This is a genomic window from Faecalibacterium sp. 7, from assembly GCF_049562865.1.
GTDB lineage: Bacteria > Bacillota > Clostridia > Oscillospirales > Ruminococcaceae > Faecalibacterium > Faecalibacterium wellingii.
This window is the reverse complement of record NZ_CP186911.1, coordinates 2,163,703-2,179,704: the sequence shown is the minus strand read 5'-3', so window position 1 is coordinate 2,179,704 and position 16,002 is coordinate 2,163,703. Positions and strand designations below refer to the sequence as shown.

The window sequence follows — 16,002 nt, the reverse complement described above, 5'->3', positions numbered from 1 at the left end:
GCCGACCGGAAAAATCCGCAGATTTTTCCGGTCGGCAAACAAAGAAATGATTTTTTCGTCAAAGAGACAGCTATTGCAGTTCCCGCGCAAATGCGGAGCCATTGAAAGCCGCTTTATGCTTCGGCTTCGCCGTCCTCAAAGCCCACCATCAGGCCGCCCTGCTCAGCGTAGTAGCTGCACAGGCCGCCGCACTCGGTGACATCCACCTGTGCGCCTGCAAACACCGCATGGATCATCAGTTTCAGGCGCTTGGCAGCTTCCGGGTTATCACAGTGGGCAATGTGCACTTTGCCATCGGTAAAGCCGTGATCCTTCAATTCCAGCACGATGCGCTCCAGTGCGCCGTGCTCGCCACGGGTCTTGCACAGCACCTCCAGCTCACCACTCTCGCTGGCCTGACCAATGACCCGGATGCCCAGCATCCGTGCCACGGCGGCAACGGCGGGCTTCACACGGCCGTTGCGGGCCAGATTTGCCAGCGATTCCAGCGAAAACACCAGATGCGTGTGCTTGTGGTAAGCCAGGATCGCCTCACAGATCTCGTCAAACTCCATCCCGATCCGGACGAGGTCCCGCAGACGCTCCGCCAGTAGACGCAGCTCCGGCCCGGCAGACAGGCTGTCCAGCACAAAAATACGGGCCTCCGGATGTGTTTCCTTGTATTCTTCCGCTGCCAGCAGTGCAGCATTGTAGCTGCCAGACAGTGTGCCCGTGATGGTGGCAACAAAGATCTGCTCTGCACCCTCATAAGCAGCCAGCCAGTCTGCCACATTGGGGCAGGAGGTGCTGGTCTTGCCCTTGTAAGTACGCAGAGACCGGGCCATACCCACGGCATCCAGAGTGCCATCATCCAGATATTCCTGTTCATCCGTGACGATCTTCAACGGCACACAGGCAAAATCCACGCCCGGCAGGGCATACAGGCTGGACGAAGAATCCACAACGATCTTGGTTTTCATAAAATGCACGCTCCAAATCTATTTTGTGATAGCAGGTCATTTTTGTATTTTCCGTGCCTTACACGCACTTCTGCCTGCATGGTTTTTTCGGTTCACTGCAGACATCATAGCAGTTTTTCAAAAACCTGTCAAGGGATTTTATGCATTCTTTCAAAAGTTTTAAAAATCCGTTGACCAAAGTACAGATTTGCGCTATAATACCGCCATAAAACCATTTTCTGTATCCCGCGCAGCCCAGCTGCGCCAACCTTAGAGAACTGCTTACGATATGAAAACTGAAACCAAATGCCGCGTTGCGGCCTGCGCCGCCGGGTTTGCCCTGCCCCGGTACGCCGATCTCCCGCAGATGGGGCTTTACCTTGACCAGACCGTGCAGTACGTCAACAGCTATTTCCGCACCTTCTGCGGCATGGAGCTCACCTCTTCCATGGTCAGCAACTACGTCAAAAAGGGCATTTTGTCCCACCCGGTGCGCAAGAAGTATGCCCGCGATCAGATCGCATCCCTGATGTACATTGCAGTCTCCAAGACCGTTCTTTCGATGGAAAACATCGATGCCCTGTTTAAAATGCAGCGGGCGCACTGTTCCGCCGGGGCAGCTTACGACTACTTCTGCGACGAGATGGAGAACTGCCTGCCGTTCGTATTCGGCTGCACCAGAGAGATCCGCGACCTTGCCGTGGATGCCGCAGATGAAAAGCTGCTTCTGCGCAGCACGATCCTTGCAGCGGCAAACAAAATGTATCTGGACTGCTGCTTCAACGCCCTGCGGCAGGAGGAAAACCTCTGGGACACCATTCTGCCCGATCTGGCATAAGAACACAAAAAAGGCCGTGCCTCCACAAAAGGAAGCACGGCCTTTGCATTTTATACGTTCAAGATCAGGTATCCTGCAGTTCCCCGCGGCTTGCAGCCTTGAGGTATGCGAAGATGAAACCGTCCAGATCACCGTCCATCACGGCGTCCACATTGCCGGTCTCGTAGTTGGTGCGGTGATCCTTGACCATGGTGTAGGGCATGAACACATAGCTGCGGATCTGGTGACCCCATGCGATCTCGTTCTGCACGCCCTTGATGTCGTCGATCTTATCCATATGCTGCTGCTTTGCGATCTGATACAGCTTTGCCTTCAGCATTTCCATTGCGTAGTCACGGTTCTGGAACTGGCTGCGCTGGGTCTGGCAGCTGACCACGACGCCGGTGGGCTTGTGGATTCGACGGACAGCGGAAGAGGTCTTGTTGATGTGCTGGCCGCCGGCACCGGAGGAACGGTACACCTGCATCTCGATATCCTCGGGGCGGATATCCACCTGAATGGTGTTGTCCAGCTCGGGCATCACTTCCAGCGAAGCAAAGCTGGTCTGACGGCGGGCATTGGCGTCAAAGGGCGACACACGCACCAGACGATGCACGCCGTTCTCACTCTTGAGCAGACCGTAGGCGTTGGCACCCTTCACCATCATGGAGGCACTCTTCATGCCGGCTTCATCACCGTCCTGATAATCCAGCACCTCCACGGTCATGCCGTGGTTGGAAGCCCACTTGTTGTACATGCGGTACAGCATTTCGGCCCAGTCCTGTGCCTCGGTGCCGCCGGTGCCGGCGTGGAAGGTGAGGATGGCGTTGCTGTGGTCGTACTCACCGTTCAGCATCGTCATGAGCTGCAGCTCATCCACTGCCTTGCCCACAGCGTTCACAGATTCCTCTGCTTCGGGGATCATGGCAGGGTCGTATTCTTCATCCAGCATTTCCAGCATGGTCTCGGCGTCATCGTACAGGCCCTGCAGCTTTTCAAAGCGGCTCAGCTTGCCCTTCAGGTCGCCCACCTCGTCAAACACCTTTTTGCTCAGGTCAGCATCATCGTAAAAGCCGGGGCGGGACATGGTGTGCTCCAGCTCCTGCACGCGCTTGCGGGAGGCATCGATGGCCAGAGCCTCTTCCAGGTCCTTGACCGCCTTGCCGTAATCGGCAAGCTGCACCTTCAGTTCGTCAATCGTGATCATTCTTTCAGTTCCTCTCGAAATGATAATAAGGTAAAGTCTTTTATTTTCAAAAGACACAGTTTATACACAGATACTTCACTAGTATACCGAGAATCTGTGTTAAAGTAAAGAGGTAAATGGATTATCCTGCTGGAATTTTGAAGATTTTTGCCTTTTCTTTTCGTTCTCAGGGGAGTATAATACCAGTATGAATCATATAACAGGAGGAAATCATGCCGAAATATTATGGCTGTCCCTGCGAAGGCTGCGGCAGACCTCTGGCGCTGACCGATGATATCGTGGTCTGCCCGGACTGCGGCGCACCCTATCACCGCGAGTGCTACGAGAAGCTGGGCCGCTGCATCCATACCCCCGCCCACGGCGCAGGCTATGAATGGAGGTTTCCGTACAAGGATGAAGAACTGCGCACCTGCCCCAGCTGCGGTGAGCGCACCCTGCGTTCCGAGACGGTATGCCGCTGCTGCGGTGCCGCCATGCCGCCGGAGGATCAGTGCCCGGTCCTTCCGCCCAGACTGCTTCCGGCGCAGACCAGAACCGATTTGACTATGATGATCTTTACCGCCAGTACCAGCAGACCGTGGAAGAACCCACCCGCCGCAATGTACAGGCGGCCTTTGGCAAGGAAGAGCTGATCGACGGGATCCCCTACAGCGACTGGAACGATTACATCGGCAAGGCCGCGCCTGTCTATCTGAACGACTACAGCCGGATGCAGCTGCAGCACACCAAGATCTCCATGTGCCTCTCGGCGCTGGTGTTCGGTCCGTTCTATTTCTTCTATCGCAAAGCGTGGAAGCCCGCCTTCGGTTTTCTGGCCGCAGAGCTGGTGCTGGCTCTGCCCACCCTGCTGAGCATGATGCAGGCCACCGGCAGTCCACTGACCGCCGGCATCAGCAGCACGGTCATCGTTATACTGTCCCGCATTATGACGGTGCTCAGTTTTGCGCTGGTGATGCTGCGCACCCTGTACGCCAAATGGCTGTATCGCAAAAGTGCAGCCGAACGCATCCGGCGCATCCGTGCCGAGTTCCCGGACGCTGCTCAGCGCCGTGCGGTCCTGTCTGCACAGGGCGGCGTGAGCATCGCCGGTGTGATCGGTGCCTTTGTGCTACTGATGGTTCTGGGTGCCTGTGCCACCATGCTCATGGGCCCGAATCTGGACGCTTTGGTCGGGATGCTCTGATCTGCAATGCCGCCTGCAAAGGCTGGCATTGCGGATTTCAAAATAGTAATAGGAGAATATGGATCATGATGAAGAAAGTCACAAAAGCTGTCATTCCTGCCGCCGGTCTTGGCACCCGCGTGCTGCCCGCTACCAAGGCCATGCCCAAGGGTATGCTGCCCATTGTGGACAAGCCCGCCATCCAGTATCTGGTGGAAGAGGCGGTGCGTTCCGGTATCACCGATATCCTCATCATTCTGGGCCGCAACCAGAGCATCATTGAGGATCACTTTGACCGCAGCCCTGAGCTGGAAGAAAAACTGGCAAAACCCGGCAAGGAAAAGGCTCTGGAGGAATGTCTGGGCATCGCCAACATGGCAAACATCCTCTTTGTGCGCCAGAAGCAGACGCTGGGTCTGGGCCATGCCGTGAACACCGCCAAGGCCTTCACCGGTGACGATCCCTTCGTTGTCATCTACGGCGATGATGTGATCTGGGGCGAGGACCCGGTCTGCGCTCAGCTGATCCGCGCCTACGAGGAGTTCGGCCGCCCGGTCGCGGGTGTTTCCGCTGTGCCCTGGGAGGATGTGAGCCGGTACTGCAGCCTGAAGACCACCCCCATCCACGACAACTACTTCTTTGTGGATGACATGATCGAGAAGCCCAAGAAAGGGCAGGAGTTCAGCAACTACTCCATTCTGGGCCGTGTGCTGCTGACTCCGCAGATCTACGAGATCCTCGCCCACACCAAGCCCGGTGCCGGCGGTGAGATCCAGCTGACCGATGCCATGGCCGAGTATGCCCGCACCTGCGGCGGAATGACGGCCGTAGAGTTCACCGGAAAGCACTACGACATGGGCAACAAGCTCAAGGTGGTAGAGGCTCAGGTGGAGCTGGCCCTGCAGCATCCGGAGATCGGCGAAGCCTTCCGTGAGTACCTGAAGGAGTTCTGCAAGACACTGTAAATAAATGAGGTTGCTGCGCAAATGATGTTCTTCAAATGATATTTTGCTTCGCAAAAATGATGTGCGCTGCGGCGCATGAAGGACGATACGACAGCAAAAAAACACCCCGGAACGCGAAAGCTTCCGGGGTGTTTTCATCTGCGCAGCAGACATCATGGCGTAAGCCACATCATTTGCGCAGCAACATCATTCTTTATTCCGCCTGACTGGGGTGCAGCTGCGGCGGCATTTTGGTAAAGAGAGCCTTGAGCACCAGCGGCGTTGCCACACTGGACACCACGATCAGCAGGATCACAGCGGTAAAGTAGACCGAGTCCACCACGCCGACATCCAGGCCCTTCTGGGCCACGATCAGTGCCACCTCGCCGCGGGTCATCATGCCAACGCCGATCTTGAGGGAGTCGCCCCAGTTAAAGCGGCAGAGCTTTGCGGCCAAACCGCAGCCGATGATCTTGGTGATAAGTGCCACAATGACGAAGCAGACACAGAACAGGAAGATTTCCGGCGTCAGGCCGCTGATGTCGGTCTTCAATCCGATGGATGCAAAGAAGATGGGTGCAAAAATGATATAATTGCTGATATCCACGCGGCGCTCCACGTAGGGGGCATCGTCCATGGTGCACAGAACGATACCGGCGATATAGGCACCGGTGATATCTGCAATGCCGAAGTATTCCTCGGCGATGTAGGCCATGGCAAAGCAGAACGCCATGCTCACGATGGTGATGCGCTGGGTGTGGGGATTGCGCTTGTCCAGCCATGTCATAGCAAAGTGAGCCACAACGCCCACGCCCACGGCAGTGGCAAAGAACAGCACCGTATTGATGAGCACCTTGCCCAGACCTGTGCCGGTGCCGGAGCTTGCGCCCAGTACGCAGGTGAGGACTACGATGCCGATGACATCATCAATGACGGCGGCACTGACGATGGTAGTGCCGAGAAAGCTCTTCAGGTGGCCCAGCTCCTGCAGGGTCGCCACCGTAATGGACACGCTGGTGGCGGTCATGATGGTGCCGATGAACAGGGCACGGTAGAACTCAGGGCTGCCCACGGCAGAGAAGCCGTAGAACGCACTGTACAGCAGGGTGCCGCCCACCAGCGGAACGGCAACGCCCACACAGGCGACCAGGGTGGCGATGGGGCCAGCCTTGATAAGTTCCTTCAGATTGGTACCAAGGCCCGTGGTGAACATCAGCATGACCACGCCGATCTCCGCAAAGGTGGAGATGGCATCACTGGTCTGCACGAGGTTCAGGATGCACGGACCGATGAGCAGGCCGGCAATGATCTCGCCCACCACCTGCGGTGCCTTGCACTTGCGGGCCACGAGGCCAAAGAACTTTGCGCTGAGGATGATAATTGCCAGATCACGGAAAACCAAATACACAAAGAATCCTTCCTTTACTATAAAATTCCCAGAACCATATATACATTCCTTTCGAAGACGGATAACAGAGAGCAGAGAGACGGCCGATCCCCGGCTGCCCTTCCGTTCATCCTCTGAAAGCGACTATATTATAGTCCTCTTTCAACAAAAAATCAAAACATTTTTTGTTGTATCTTTTTTCAGAAAACACTTGACAGATCCTTTACAGCTTGCTATAATGAATTGCTGTCTGAACAGACACGCCGCACACAAGGCGCGACGCCGCGTTTTGTGTGTACCCTTGGTCCTGTGATTGCAGGACCCTTAAGTCCAAAAGGAGGTGCTACAAAATGGCAAAGTACGAAACCATGCTGATTACCAGCGCCGCTCTCGACGAGGAGGCTACCGCCGCTCTGGTTGGTAAGTTCAAGTCCCTGATCGAGGCTAACGGTACGATCGATTCCATCGACGAGTGGGGCAAGCGCCGTCTGGCCTATCCCATCAACGACGAGGAGGAAGGCGTCTACACCGTGATCGACTTCACCAGCGAGCCCAGCTTCCCCGCTGAGCTGGACCGTGTGTATAAGATCACTGAAGGCGTTATGCGCAGCCTGATCATTGCTCACGAGGAGTAATCCTTCCGTGACAGAAAGGGAGACCGTAGTATGTTGAATGTTGTTGCCATCATGGGCCGTCTTGTGGCGGATCCCGAACTGCGCACCACCCAGCAGGGTACCAATGTGTGCAGTTTCCGCATTGCCTGTGACCGCAATTTTGCGCGTCAGGGCGAACAGCGTCAGGCCGATTTCATTGATATCGTTGCATGGCGCCAGCAGGCCGATTTTGTTTGCAAGTATTTCCAGAAAGGCAGTTTGATTGCCATTGAAGGCAGTCTTCAGACCCGCCAGTATCAGGATAAGAACGGCAACAACCGCACCGCTGTGGAAGTGGTAGCCAACAACATCAACTTCGCAGGCCCCAAGAGCAGCAATGCAGGCGGCGGAGCAAGTTATCAGAATAATTCTGCTCCCGTCTACCAGAACGCAGCGCCTGCCCGTCCGGCCGCTGTGGAGGCAGCTCCCAGCTACTCTGCCGGCAATGCAGACGATTTCGCTGTGATTGATGACAGCGATGACCTGCCGTTCTGACACGAAACGGTCAATCCGTTAAAAATTCAATAGGAGGTAATAAGCAATGGCTTTTGAAAGAACCGAAGGCTCTCGCCCCGCACGCCCCATGCGTCGCGGCCGCAAGAAGGTTTGCAGCTTCTGTGTCGATCGCATCGACACCATCGATTACAAGGACGTGCCCCGTCTGCGTAAGTACGTCTCTGAGCGTGCAAAGATCATTCCCCGCCGTGTGACCGGCACCTGCGCTTATCATCAGCGCGCACTGACCATCGCCATCAAGCGTGCTCGTCACGTTGCTCTGATGCCCTACGTCAGCGACTAATCTTTAAAGAATCAACCCAATCAAAATAATCAGCAATCAGCAAAGCGCTCTCACCGATGACAAGGTGGGAGCGCTTTTTTCTCTTTTCCTTCCGGCCCGGACGTGCTATACTGAGTTCAGGGATTGTTTTATTATTTTTTGAGGAGGTTTTCTGTCATGAATAAACGGTATCTTAGACTTGCGGCGCTGACTGCCGGTGTGCTGCTGACCGCACAGACCGGTCTTTCCGCTGCTGCGCTTTCTACCTTTGATGCAGCATACTACGCTGCACAATATCCGGATGTTGCGGCCGTATGCGGCAATGACGAAGGCGCACTGCTGCGTCATTATCTGGATCACGGCATTGACGAAGGCCGCAAGCCTTCTGCGGACGGCATTGCCGGTGATGACGAGCTGTCTTTGACCGAAGCGCAGTTTTCTTCCGTCTGGTCGCCGGTGGCCATCAACAAGCTGGCCCACTACAAGTCCCTCAAGCGCAAATGCACCGATGAGGAGTTTGCGCAGGCATATCAGGAAGCGCTGAAGGTGGTCACACCGCTGGCGCTCATGAGCCGGGAAGACCAGCTTTACGGCATTGCCTCTGCCCTGCGTGCGGTGGTGGATGATGGTTCCATGGCTTACTCCATGGAAGCCAACCACTACAACGACCCCTACGGTTATTTTGTACTGCGCACAGCATCCTGTGCCGGATGTGCCCGGGCTACCGCTCTGTGTCTGGACATTCTGGGCATCCCCTATGAGCATGTGAACGAGAACCAGTACACTCACCAGTGGTGCCGCGTGCCCATGGAGGACGGCAGCTACTGGATCTGCGATGCGTTCGGCCTGTACTGCGGCCCGGAACCCGAACCCTATCAGCACCCGTATTTTTGAAAAAGCGGATAAGTCATTTCAAAACCATGCAATGCCCGGCAGGCTGTGTTATCTGCCGGGCATTGTTTTTTCCTTTCCCCTTTTATAAAACCACTGCTCTATGTCGAAAAGTTACAAATTGGTACGGTTTTACCGGTTGTTTCTGATTTGTACCGGGAATTTGCGGAACTATTGGCATGTTTTGATTTGCACGCAATTCAATCTGCACAAAAGCCGCTCCATATGCTATGCAATTTTCACGAAAACACTTTAGGGTTATTGATTTTTTATACAGATTATGCCATAATATAGTCACTGAAAACGTTCCCGACAACGTTCCCGAATATATTACCGAAAGTGAGGTACTCCGACAAAATGCCGAATCTGACCATCAAGGACATTGCCCGGATCAGCGGCTGCTCGGTGAGCACCATTTCTCGTGTCATCAACGACCGGCCCGACGTCCGGCCCGAGACCAAGGAACATGTACTTAAGGTAATGCGGGAAGCCGGGTTCGTGCCCAACACCAATGCACGACAGCTGAAGATCCAGCAGTCCCGCAGTCTGGTGTTCGTGGTCAAGGGTACCCGCAATCTCTTCTTCTCGGACTTCTTAGTCCAGCTGCAGCGGGCCGCTACCCTGTACGGCTACAATGGCATCGTTTCCTATCTGGATGAAAACGCCAACGAGATCGATGCCGCCGAAAAGATCCTGCGGGAGATCAAGCCCAAAGGCATGATCTTTCTGGGCGGCAGCGTAGCCAACTTCAAAAAAGGCTTTGCCAACATCACAGTCCCCTCGGTGCTGACCACACTGGTCTCCGACGAGCTGGACTTTCCCAATCTTTCCATGGTGGGCGTGGATGACCGCGCCGCAGCCTATGCTGCTGTGGACTACCTCATCCAGCAGGGACACCGCAAGATCGCAGTGCTGGGCGGTCCGGTCACCAGCTATCCCAGCGTGATGCGCCGCGAGGGTGCACAGCAGGCGATGCGGGACGCAGGCATCCTGTTCAGCGACAAGCTGTACGGCCTGTCCAACTACGATTTTGAGTCTGCCTATCACGCTGTGAACAGCCTGCTGGCCCACCGGGCCGACTTTACCGCCCTGTTCGCCATGAGCGATGTGATCGCTTTAGGTGCCATCCGTGCGCTGGTAAGCGCCGGGCTGCGGGTGCCGGAGGATGTCTCGGTGATCGGCTTTGACGGCATCACGATGTCCCGTTACTGCGTGCCCGTGCTGACCACCATCGTGCAGCCCAGCGAACAGATCTCGCTGCAGAGCATTGAGCTGCTGGTGCGGCAGATCGAGCACGGTGCACCGGCCCAGACCATCACCTTGCAGCCGGAACTGCAGCAGGGTGAGAGCGTGAGGGCCATCTAAACCTTGTACTCCCTCCGTCAGGGGACGGAGATTTTAAAATAGTTTATTTTTAATAAGAAGGAGAACTTATTATGAAGAAAATGATCACTCGTCGTAACTTCCTGAAGGCCGCTGGCGTTTCCGCCGCTGCTCTGGGTCTGGCTGCCTGCGGCGGCTCTTCCAACAGCACTGCTTCCTCTGCTGCCGGTTCTGCCGCTGCTTCCAGCACCGCTGCAAAGGCTGACGGCAAGGTCTACTACCTGAACTTCAAGCCCGAGCAGGATCAGGATTGGCAGGATCTGGCCGCTGAGTACACCAAGGAGACCGGCGTGCCTGTGACCGTTGTCACCGCCGCTTCCGGCCAGTACGAGACCACCCTGATGAGCGAGATGGAGAAGAGCGAGGCTCCCACCCTGTTCCAGGTGAACGGCCCTGTTGGTCTGGCAAACTGGAAGGATTACTGCTATGATCTGTCCGGCAGCCAGCTGTACGGCGAGCTGACCAGCGACTCTTTCGCACTGAAGGATGGCGACGCTGTTACCAGCATCGCATATGTCATCGAGACCTATGGCATCATTTACAACAAGGAACTGCTGAGCGCCGCCGGCTACACGCAGGACGATATCAAGGGCTTTGCTGATCTGAAGAAGGTCGCTGACGATATTCAGGCACGCAAGGCTGAGCTGGGCGTGGACGGTGCTTTCACCTCCGCTGGCATGGACGGTTCTTCTGACTGGCGCTTCAAGACCCATCTGGCAAACCTGCCCATCTATTACGAGTACAAGGCAGACGGCATCGGCTCCACCGACGCCATCAAGGGCACTTATCTGGACAACTACAAGCAGATCTGGGATCTGTACATCACCGATTCCACCTGTGATCCCACCCTGCTGGCTTCCAAGACCGGCGATGACGCTGTGGCTGAGTTTGTGGGCAAGAAGGCTGTGTTCTACCAGAACGGCACTTGGGCTTACAATGACGTGAAGGATCTGGGCGACGACAACCTGGGTATGCTGCCCATCTACATCGGCGTGGATGGCGAGGAGAATCAGGGCCTGTGCACCGGTTCCGAGAACTTCTGGTGCGTGAACAACAACTCTTCTGATGCCGACATTCAGGCTACTCTGGACTTCCTGTACTGGTGTGTCACCTCTGAGGCCGGCACCAGCGCGATGGCTGACAAGATGGGCTTCGTGATCCCCTTCAAGAAGGCTAAGGACTCCACCAACCCTCTGATCGCCATTGCAAACGATTACGTTGCCGAGGGCAAGACCAGTGTGGACTGGTGCTTCTCCACCATGCCTTCCGAGGAGTGGAAGAACGGCGTGGGCAGCGCTCTGACCGCTTACGCAGCAGGCACCGGCGACTGGGACGGCGTTGTGACCGCCTTCGTCGATGGCTGGGCTAAGGAATACAAGCTGGCAAACGGCTAAGCTCCTGATCGGTCTATAAAAAAGAACTGAACAGGGAGGCGGGCGAAGAAGTTCGCCCCGCCTCCCCTTTTTTGTTAACCACTCCGCATATAGGAGGTACATCATGCAAAAAGCCATCAGTAAATACTGGCCGGTGTTCGTGCTGCCTACCCTCATCGCGTTCATCATCGGCTTTATCTGGCCCTTTATCTGGGGTATTTACCTTTCGTTCCAGCGGTTCACCACTGTGAGCAAGACCACCTTTGTGGGCATTCAGAACTACCTCAGCGTATTTCAGGATTCCACCTTCCTGCACGCCTTCGGCTTTACCGCGGCGTTCACTGTAGTATCCACCGTGCTCATCAACGTCTGCGCCTTTGCCATTGCGCTGGTGCTCACCCGCGGCATCCGCGGCACCAACATCTTCCGTACCGTCTACTTCATGCCCAACCTGATCGGCGGCATCCTGCTGGGCTACATCTGGCAGATCCTGCTCAACGGTGTGCTGGCCAACCTGCAGAAACCTCTGCTGGCGCTGGATGCCAAGGCCGGTTTCGTCGGTCTGGTCATCCTGATGTGCTGGCAGCAGATCGGCTACATGATGATTATTTACGTTGCCGGCCTGCAGAGCGTGCCCGGCGACCTGATCGAAGCCGCCAAGATCGACGGTGCCAATGACCGCGAGATCCTGTTCAAGATCAAGATCCCCATGGTTATGCCCAGCGTGACCATCTGCACCTTCCTGACCCTGACCAACAGCTTCAAACTGTTCGACCAGAACGTTGCCCTGACCGCAGGCGAACCCGCCAACGCCAGTGAAATGCTGGCCCTGAACATCTACAACACCTTCTATGGCCGTTCCGGTGCCCAGTGGAAGGGCATCGGTCAGGCAAAGGCTGTGGTGTTCTTCCTGATCGTCGTGGTCATTTCTCTGATCCAGCTCCACTTTACCCGTTCCAAGGAGGTGCAGCAGTAATGCCTAAACAGAAAAAAATGTGGGATAACATCCTCACCGTCATCATGACGCTGCTGAGTCTGCTGTGGATCTACCCCATCGTGCTGATCCTGCTGAACAGCTTGAAGGTCGAGGGTACCTTTACCACCTCCACCGTGTTCAAGCTGCCCACCGCCGAGACCTTTGCGGGCCTGAGCAACTACGTTTACGGCGTCACCAAAATGGGTTTCCTTTCCAGCCTTGGCTACAGCCTTGTCATCACCGTTACCAGTGTGGCGCTGATCCTGCTGTGCTGCTCCATGACCGGTTGGTACCTCACCCGCGTGAACAACAAGCTGAGCAAGTTCATGAACCTGCTGATCGTGTTCTCCATGGTCGTTCCCTTCCAGATGGTCATGTTCACCCTGTCCAAGACCGCTGACCAGCTCAATCTGAACACCCCCTGGAACATCTGCATCATCTATCTGGGCTTCGGCGCCGGTCTGGCCGTGTTCATGTTCACCGGCTTCATGAAGAGCGTGCCCATGGAGATCGAGGAAGCGGCCATGATCGACGGCTGCAACCCCATTCAGATCTTCTTCAAGGTCGTATTCCCCATCCTCAAGCCCACCATGATCTCCACCGCCATCCTCGAGACCATGTGGGTGTGGAACGACTACCTGCTGCCCACGCTGGTGCTAGACATCAAGAAGTATCGTACCATCCCCATGGCCATCCAGTATTTCCGCGGCGGTTACGGCCGTGTGGAGCTGGCTCCCATGATGGCCTGTATCATCATTGCCATCATCCCCATCATCATCCTGTACATGACCTGCCAGAAGTACATCATCGAAGGCGTTGTGGCAGGTGCCGTGAAGGGCTAAGGAGGTGCGCATAATGCGTGCAAGCGGCATTTTGATGCCTGTTTTCAGCCTGCCGGGCCCCTTTGGCATCGGTACGCTGGGAAAAGAGGCCTTTGCATTCGTGGATTTTTTGGCCGAGGCGAAGCAGGCCTTCTGGCAGATCCTGCCCATCGGCCCCACCGGCTACGGCGACAGCCCCTACCAGAGCTTTTCTGCCTTTGCCGGCAACCCTTATTTCATTGATTACCGCCTGTTGGCTTCTGACGGCTGGCTGACCGCTGACGAGATCCCTGCGGAAAGGCCCGTCGGACCCATCGATTACGGTGCGCTCTACAACGAGCGGCCCGTTGTCCTGAAAAAAGCAGCGGATCGTCTGCTGGCCTCCCCTTCCCCCGCTTATGAAGCTTTCTGCCGCGAACACAGCTTCTGGCTGGAGGATTATGCCCTGTTCATGGCAGTGAAGGCCGCGCAGGGGCAGGCGGGCCTTGCCGACTGGCCGAACGCGCTGCGCTGCCGCGAGCCGGAAGCCATTGCCGCAGCCAAGGCAGAGCTTGCCGGGAGTATCGACTACTACAAGGCTGTGCAGTTCTTCTTCTACACCCAGTGGAGCGCCCTCAAGGCCTACGCAAACGCGAAGGGCATCCGGCTGGTGGGCGATATTCCCATCTACGTCAGCCCGGATTCCAGCGACCTGTGGACCCACCCGGAGCTGTTCCAGACCGACGGCACCATGCACCTGACGCAGGTGGCCGGATGCCCTCCGGACGCCTTTGCGGCAGACGGACAGCTGTGGGGCAACCCGTTGTACGACTGGTCCGTTCACAAGGCCACCGGCTTTGCATGGTGGAAGCAGCGCATGAAGTACGCCACCTCCATTTACGACGTGGTGCGCATCGACCATTTCCGGGGCTTTGAGAGCTACTACTGCATCCCCGCCGGGGACAAAACGGCAGCGAACGGCCACTGGGAAAAGGGCCCCGACCGGGACTTCATCCATGCCATGCACGAAGCGCTGGGCGAGGGCAGCATCATTGCCGAGGATCTTGGCTACCTGACCCCGGAGGTCAAGGCCATGCTTTCTGCCAGCGGCTATCCGGGTATGAAGATCATGCAGTTCGCCTTCGACAGCCGCGAGTCCGGCAACTATCTGCCCCACACCTACCACCGCAACAGCGTGGTGTACACCGGCACGCACGATAATGTGACAACGGAAGGCTGGCGCATCAACGCCAGTGCAGAGGACGTTGCCTATGCCTGCCGCTATCTGCGCTGCAAGCCTGAGGAACTGACCGAAGCCATGATCTGCGCCTGCCTTGCCAGTGTTTCGGATATGGCCATCATCCCGCTGGCAGACTGGCTGCATCTGGGCAGCGAAGCCCGCATCAATACCCCCAGCACACAGGGTACCAACTGGCAGTGGCGGCTCTCCACTCCCCTGCCGGAAGGCCTTTCTGCTCACATTGCCGGTCTGACCGTGCTGTATGAGCGGGTTGCGTAAAATTTTGCATTCTCTTCAAAGCATCTGCACGGATCCGTGCAGATGCTTTTTATTATTGCGCCGGAACATTTTTTCGGAACCGGAATTGGGTCACGCCGCACGGTTTTACACTGGCATTCGTCATTTTGCTGCTTCCTTGTAACAATTTGTTCACAAATGTATCATGATTTTACGCAGCTCTGCTCTTGTTATTTTGACACAGTTATGCTACAATTCAGGTAGTATATTATCTGCCTTTATGCAGATTCCACTATGGAAAGGAGTTTTCCCATCATGGACCATCTCTATCAGACCACCATGCTTTTACCGGCTTCCTACGCCGTTATTTCTGAAGAAGAAATGACCTATCTGGACGGCGGCAAGGAGATTCTTCTTGGCAATGTGTTTGGCTATAACATTACCTTTAATACCGATCAGTTTGTCATCTTCTGCCAAAGCGCTCTTGTCAATGCACTCCTTCTGGGCGGCAGCTATTCCCTCAGTTATTTCAAAAATACTATTGTCAGCGGAGCCAACAATGGTCTGTCTCCGGCTGGCACCTTCTACCACACCTGGGATAAGATGAACGGCTGGAGCAAGCTTGCTCTGTTTGGTATGGGTACTCTGGCAGGTTATTATGCATACGGTCAGGTCGTAAGCATTATCCGTACGGTCAAGAACCTCTACAACGACCTTGTGAACCCCATGCCTGCTTTCAACAACGGACAGGCTTCTGATACGGCAGCCGCCTGATCCCTGCGTTTGACCCTGAGGAAGCAGATCTATTTGTCGGAAAGGAGTTTCATCCATGAAAAACCTTCAGATGCCTCATTCTTACGCATCTGTCCCGGAAGAGGAGCTGTATTCCATTTCCGGCGGTGGGCCGTTGGGCGATGCGCTGGACCTTTTCTTCAGCAATCTGCGTCTGGATGACATCTTCTTTGGCGGCGGGTTGATCTCGTTCTCCTTCACCTTTGTTCCTCTTCTGTTGTTCAATGTGGTAAAGACCGGCTTCAATTTTGTGGTCGGCGCTTATGACACGCTCTCCAACCTGTTCCATTTTTCTCGTGAGGAAAAGGAAATGGTGGAGTATCTCTCGGATCAGCAGCAGCGGAAACAGCAGGCACAGAATCAGACCAACGGCTTCCTTCCTGGCTGCTGATTTTATCCGGTTCTCATTCTTACACATAAAAAG

18 protein-coding genes are annotated in these 16,002 nt (G+C 55.6%); 15 read left to right on the top strand and 3 right to left on the bottom strand.

What is annotated here, in order from left to right; translation table 11 throughout:
* Nucleotides 1-113: 113 nt before the first annotated feature.
* Entirely contained in the window at nt 114-959 is an 846-nt protein-coding gene (locus tag ACKXF7_RS10945) for a DegV family protein (RefSeq protein ID WP_249236816.1), read from the bottom strand.
* 268 nt (nt 960-1,227) lie between these two features.
* Here ACKXF7_RS10945 and ACKXF7_RS10940 point away from each other — a divergent pair, with 268 nt between their 5' ends.
* Nucleotides 1,228-1,776 (top strand): DUF1836 domain-containing protein, encoded by a 549-nt coding sequence (locus ACKXF7_RS10940; protein ID WP_423741282.1) that lies wholly within the window; start codon nt 1,228-1,230, stop codon nt 1,774-1,776.
* A gap of 64 nt (nt 1,777-1,840) precedes the next feature.
* Here the strand turns inward: ACKXF7_RS10940 and prfB are convergent, their stop codons facing one another.
* Nucleotides 1,841-2,962 carry a peptide chain release factor 2 gene (prfB, locus tag ACKXF7_RS10935; protein ID WP_423741281.1) on the bottom strand — a complete coding sequence of 374 codons (1,122 nt, stop codon included), beginning with the start codon at nt 2,960-2,962 and terminating at the stop codon, nt 1,841-1,843.
* 212 nt (nt 2,963-3,174) lie between these two features.
* Here prfB and ACKXF7_RS10930 point away from each other — a divergent pair, with 212 nt between their 5' ends.
* From ACKXF7_RS10930 to ACKXF7_RS10920, 3 genes are all read left to right on the top strand, one after another.
* On the top strand, nt 3,175-3,594 hold the full coding sequence (locus ACKXF7_RS10930; protein ID WP_423741280.1) for an RING finger protein: 420 nt from the start codon (nt 3,175-3,177) through the stop codon (nt 3,592-3,594).
* A gap of 77 nt (nt 3,595-3,671) precedes the next feature.
* Nucleotides 3,672-4,145 carry a DUF2628 domain-containing protein gene (locus ACKXF7_RS10925; RefSeq protein ID WP_423742629.1) on the top strand — a complete coding sequence of 158 codons (474 nt, stop codon included), beginning with the start codon at nt 3,672-3,674 and terminating at the stop codon, nt 4,143-4,145.
* Nucleotides 4,146-4,213: 68 nt separating this feature from the next.
* Complete coding sequence (locus ACKXF7_RS10920; protein WP_423742628.1) at nt 4,214-5,089, top strand: UTP--glucose-1-phosphate uridylyltransferase; 876 nt, start codon at nt 4,214-4,216, stop codon at nt 5,087-5,089.
* Between the two features lie 193 nt (nt 5,090-5,282).
* Here ACKXF7_RS10920 and ACKXF7_RS10915 read toward each other — a convergent pair whose 3' ends face one another.
* Nucleotides 5,283-6,476: a cation:proton antiporter gene (locus ACKXF7_RS10915; protein WP_249236820.1), complete on the bottom strand. Its 1,194-nt coding sequence runs from the start codon at nt 6,474-6,476 to the stop codon at nt 5,283-5,285.
* Between the two features lie 329 nt (nt 6,477-6,805).
* Between ACKXF7_RS10915 and rpsF the strand changes: the two genes are divergently transcribed.
* The 11 genes from rpsF (at nt 6,806) to ACKXF7_RS10860 (ending at nt 15,969) form a co-directional block, all read left to right on the top strand.
* Nucleotides 6,806-7,090, top strand: a complete 285-nt coding sequence (gene rpsF, locus ACKXF7_RS10910; RefSeq protein ID WP_005938979.1) for a 30S ribosomal protein S6 — start codon at nt 6,806-6,808, stop codon at nt 7,088-7,090.
* A gap of 30 nt (nt 7,091-7,120) precedes the next feature.
* On the top strand, nt 7,121-7,603 hold the full coding sequence (locus tag ACKXF7_RS10905) for a single-stranded DNA-binding protein (protein WP_423741279.1): 483 nt from the start codon (nt 7,121-7,123) through the stop codon (nt 7,601-7,603).
* A gap of 46 nt (nt 7,604-7,649) precedes the next feature.
* The gene (gene rpsR / locus ACKXF7_RS10900) at nt 7,650-7,907 is read left to right on the top strand and encodes a 30S ribosomal protein S18 (RefSeq protein ID WP_015538096.1); all 258 of its coding nucleotides are present in this window, start codon (nt 7,650-7,652) and stop codon (nt 7,905-7,907) included.
* Between the two features lie 156 nt (nt 7,908-8,063).
* Nucleotides 8,064-8,780 (top strand): hypothetical protein, encoded by a 717-nt coding sequence (locus ACKXF7_RS10895; protein WP_423741278.1) that lies wholly within the window; start codon nt 8,064-8,066, stop codon nt 8,778-8,780.
* A 354-nt stretch (nt 8,781-9,134) separates the two neighbouring features.
* Nucleotides 9,135-10,142, top strand: a complete 1,008-nt coding sequence (locus tag ACKXF7_RS10890; protein WP_423741277.1) for a LacI family DNA-binding transcriptional regulator — start codon at nt 9,135-9,137, stop codon at nt 10,140-10,142.
* A 71-nt stretch (nt 10,143-10,213) separates the two neighbouring features.
* Nucleotides 10,214-11,554: an ABC transporter substrate-binding protein gene (locus ACKXF7_RS10885; protein WP_418268280.1), complete on the top strand. Its 1,341-nt coding sequence runs from the start codon at nt 10,214-10,216 to the stop codon at nt 11,552-11,554.
* Nucleotides 11,555-11,657: 103 nt separating this feature from the next.
* Nucleotides 11,658-12,509 (top strand): carbohydrate ABC transporter permease, encoded by an 852-nt coding sequence (locus ACKXF7_RS10880; RefSeq protein WP_423741276.1) that lies wholly within the window; start codon nt 11,658-11,660, stop codon nt 12,507-12,509.
* Nucleotides 12,509-13,351, top strand: a complete 843-nt coding sequence (locus tag ACKXF7_RS10875; protein ID WP_423741275.1) for a carbohydrate ABC transporter permease — start codon at nt 12,509-12,511, stop codon at nt 13,349-13,351. Before ACKXF7_RS10880 ends, ACKXF7_RS10875 begins: the two co-directional genes overlap by 1 nt.
* A 13-nt stretch (nt 13,352-13,364) precedes the next feature.
* Nucleotides 13,365-14,828 carry a 4-alpha-glucanotransferase gene (gene malQ / locus ACKXF7_RS10870; RefSeq protein ID WP_423741274.1) on the top strand — a complete coding sequence of 488 codons (1,464 nt, stop codon included), beginning with the start codon at nt 13,365-13,367 and terminating at the stop codon, nt 14,826-14,828.
* Between the two features lie 273 nt (nt 14,829-15,101).
* Entirely contained in the window at nt 15,102-15,560 is a 459-nt protein-coding gene (locus tag ACKXF7_RS10865) for a hypothetical protein (protein ID WP_423741273.1), read from the top strand.
* Between the two features lie 55 nt (nt 15,561-15,615).
* Nucleotides 15,616-15,969 (top strand): hypothetical protein, encoded by a 354-nt coding sequence (locus ACKXF7_RS10860; RefSeq protein WP_423741272.1) that lies wholly within the window; start codon nt 15,616-15,618, stop codon nt 15,967-15,969.
* The last annotated feature ends 33 nt before the right edge of the window (nt 15,970-16,002 follow it).

What these genes read in the sequence shown, in the direction of transcription:
- ACKXF7_RS10940 (WP_423741282.1), top strand. Translation starts at nt 1,228, where the DNA reads ATGAAAACTGAAACCAAATGCCGCGTTGCGGCCTGCGCCGCCGGGTTT.
- ACKXF7_RS10930 (WP_423741280.1), top strand. Translation starts at nt 3,175, where the DNA reads ATGCCGAAATATTATGGCTGTCCCTGCGAAGGCTGCGGCAGACCTCTG.
- rpsF (WP_005938979.1), top strand. Translation starts at nt 6,806, where the DNA reads ATGGCAAAGTACGAAACCATGCTGATTACCAGCGCCGCTCTCGACGAG.
- ACKXF7_RS10895 (WP_423741278.1), top strand. Translation starts at nt 8,064, where the DNA reads ATGAATAAACGGTATCTTAGACTTGCGGCGCTGACTGCCGGTGTGCTG.
- prfB (WP_423741281.1), bottom strand. Translation starts at nt 2,962, where the DNA reads ATGATCACGATTGACGAACTGAAGGTGCAGCTTGCCGATTACGGCAAG.
- ACKXF7_RS10875 (WP_423741275.1), top strand. Translation starts at nt 12,509, where the DNA reads ATGCCTAAACAGAAAAAAATGTGGGATAACATCCTCACCGTCATCATG.
- ACKXF7_RS10865 (WP_423741273.1), top strand. Translation starts at nt 15,102, where the DNA reads ATGGACCATCTCTATCAGACCACCATGCTTTTACCGGCTTCCTACGCC.
- ACKXF7_RS10885 (WP_418268280.1), top strand. Translation starts at nt 10,214, where the DNA reads ATGAAGAAAATGATCACTCGTCGTAACTTCCTGAAGGCCGCTGGCGTT.
- rpsR (WP_015538096.1), top strand. Translation starts at nt 7,650, where the DNA reads ATGGCTTTTGAAAGAACCGAAGGCTCTCGCCCCGCACGCCCCATGCGT.
- ACKXF7_RS10890 (WP_423741277.1), top strand. Translation starts at nt 9,135, where the DNA reads ATGCCGAATCTGACCATCAAGGACATTGCCCGGATCAGCGGCTGCTCG.
- ACKXF7_RS10945 (WP_249236816.1), bottom strand. Translation starts at nt 959, where the DNA reads ATGAAAACCAAGATCGTTGTGGATTCTTCGTCCAGCCTGTATGCCCTG.
- ACKXF7_RS10905 (WP_423741279.1), top strand. Translation starts at nt 7,121, where the DNA reads ATGTTGAATGTTGTTGCCATCATGGGCCGTCTTGTGGCGGATCCCGAA.
- malQ (WP_423741274.1), top strand. Translation starts at nt 13,365, where the DNA reads ATGCGTGCAAGCGGCATTTTGATGCCTGTTTTCAGCCTGCCGGGCCCC.
- ACKXF7_RS10860 (WP_423741272.1), top strand. Translation starts at nt 15,616, where the DNA reads ATGAAAAACCTTCAGATGCCTCATTCTTACGCATCTGTCCCGGAAGAG.
- ACKXF7_RS10880 (WP_423741276.1), top strand. Translation starts at nt 11,658, where the DNA reads ATGCAAAAAGCCATCAGTAAATACTGGCCGGTGTTCGTGCTGCCTACC.
- ACKXF7_RS10920 (WP_423742628.1), top strand. Translation starts at nt 4,214, where the DNA reads ATGAAGAAAGTCACAAAAGCTGTCATTCCTGCCGCCGGTCTTGGCACC.
- ACKXF7_RS10925 (WP_423742629.1), top strand. Translation starts at nt 3,672, where the DNA reads ATGCAGCTGCAGCACACCAAGATCTCCATGTGCCTCTCGGCGCTGGTG.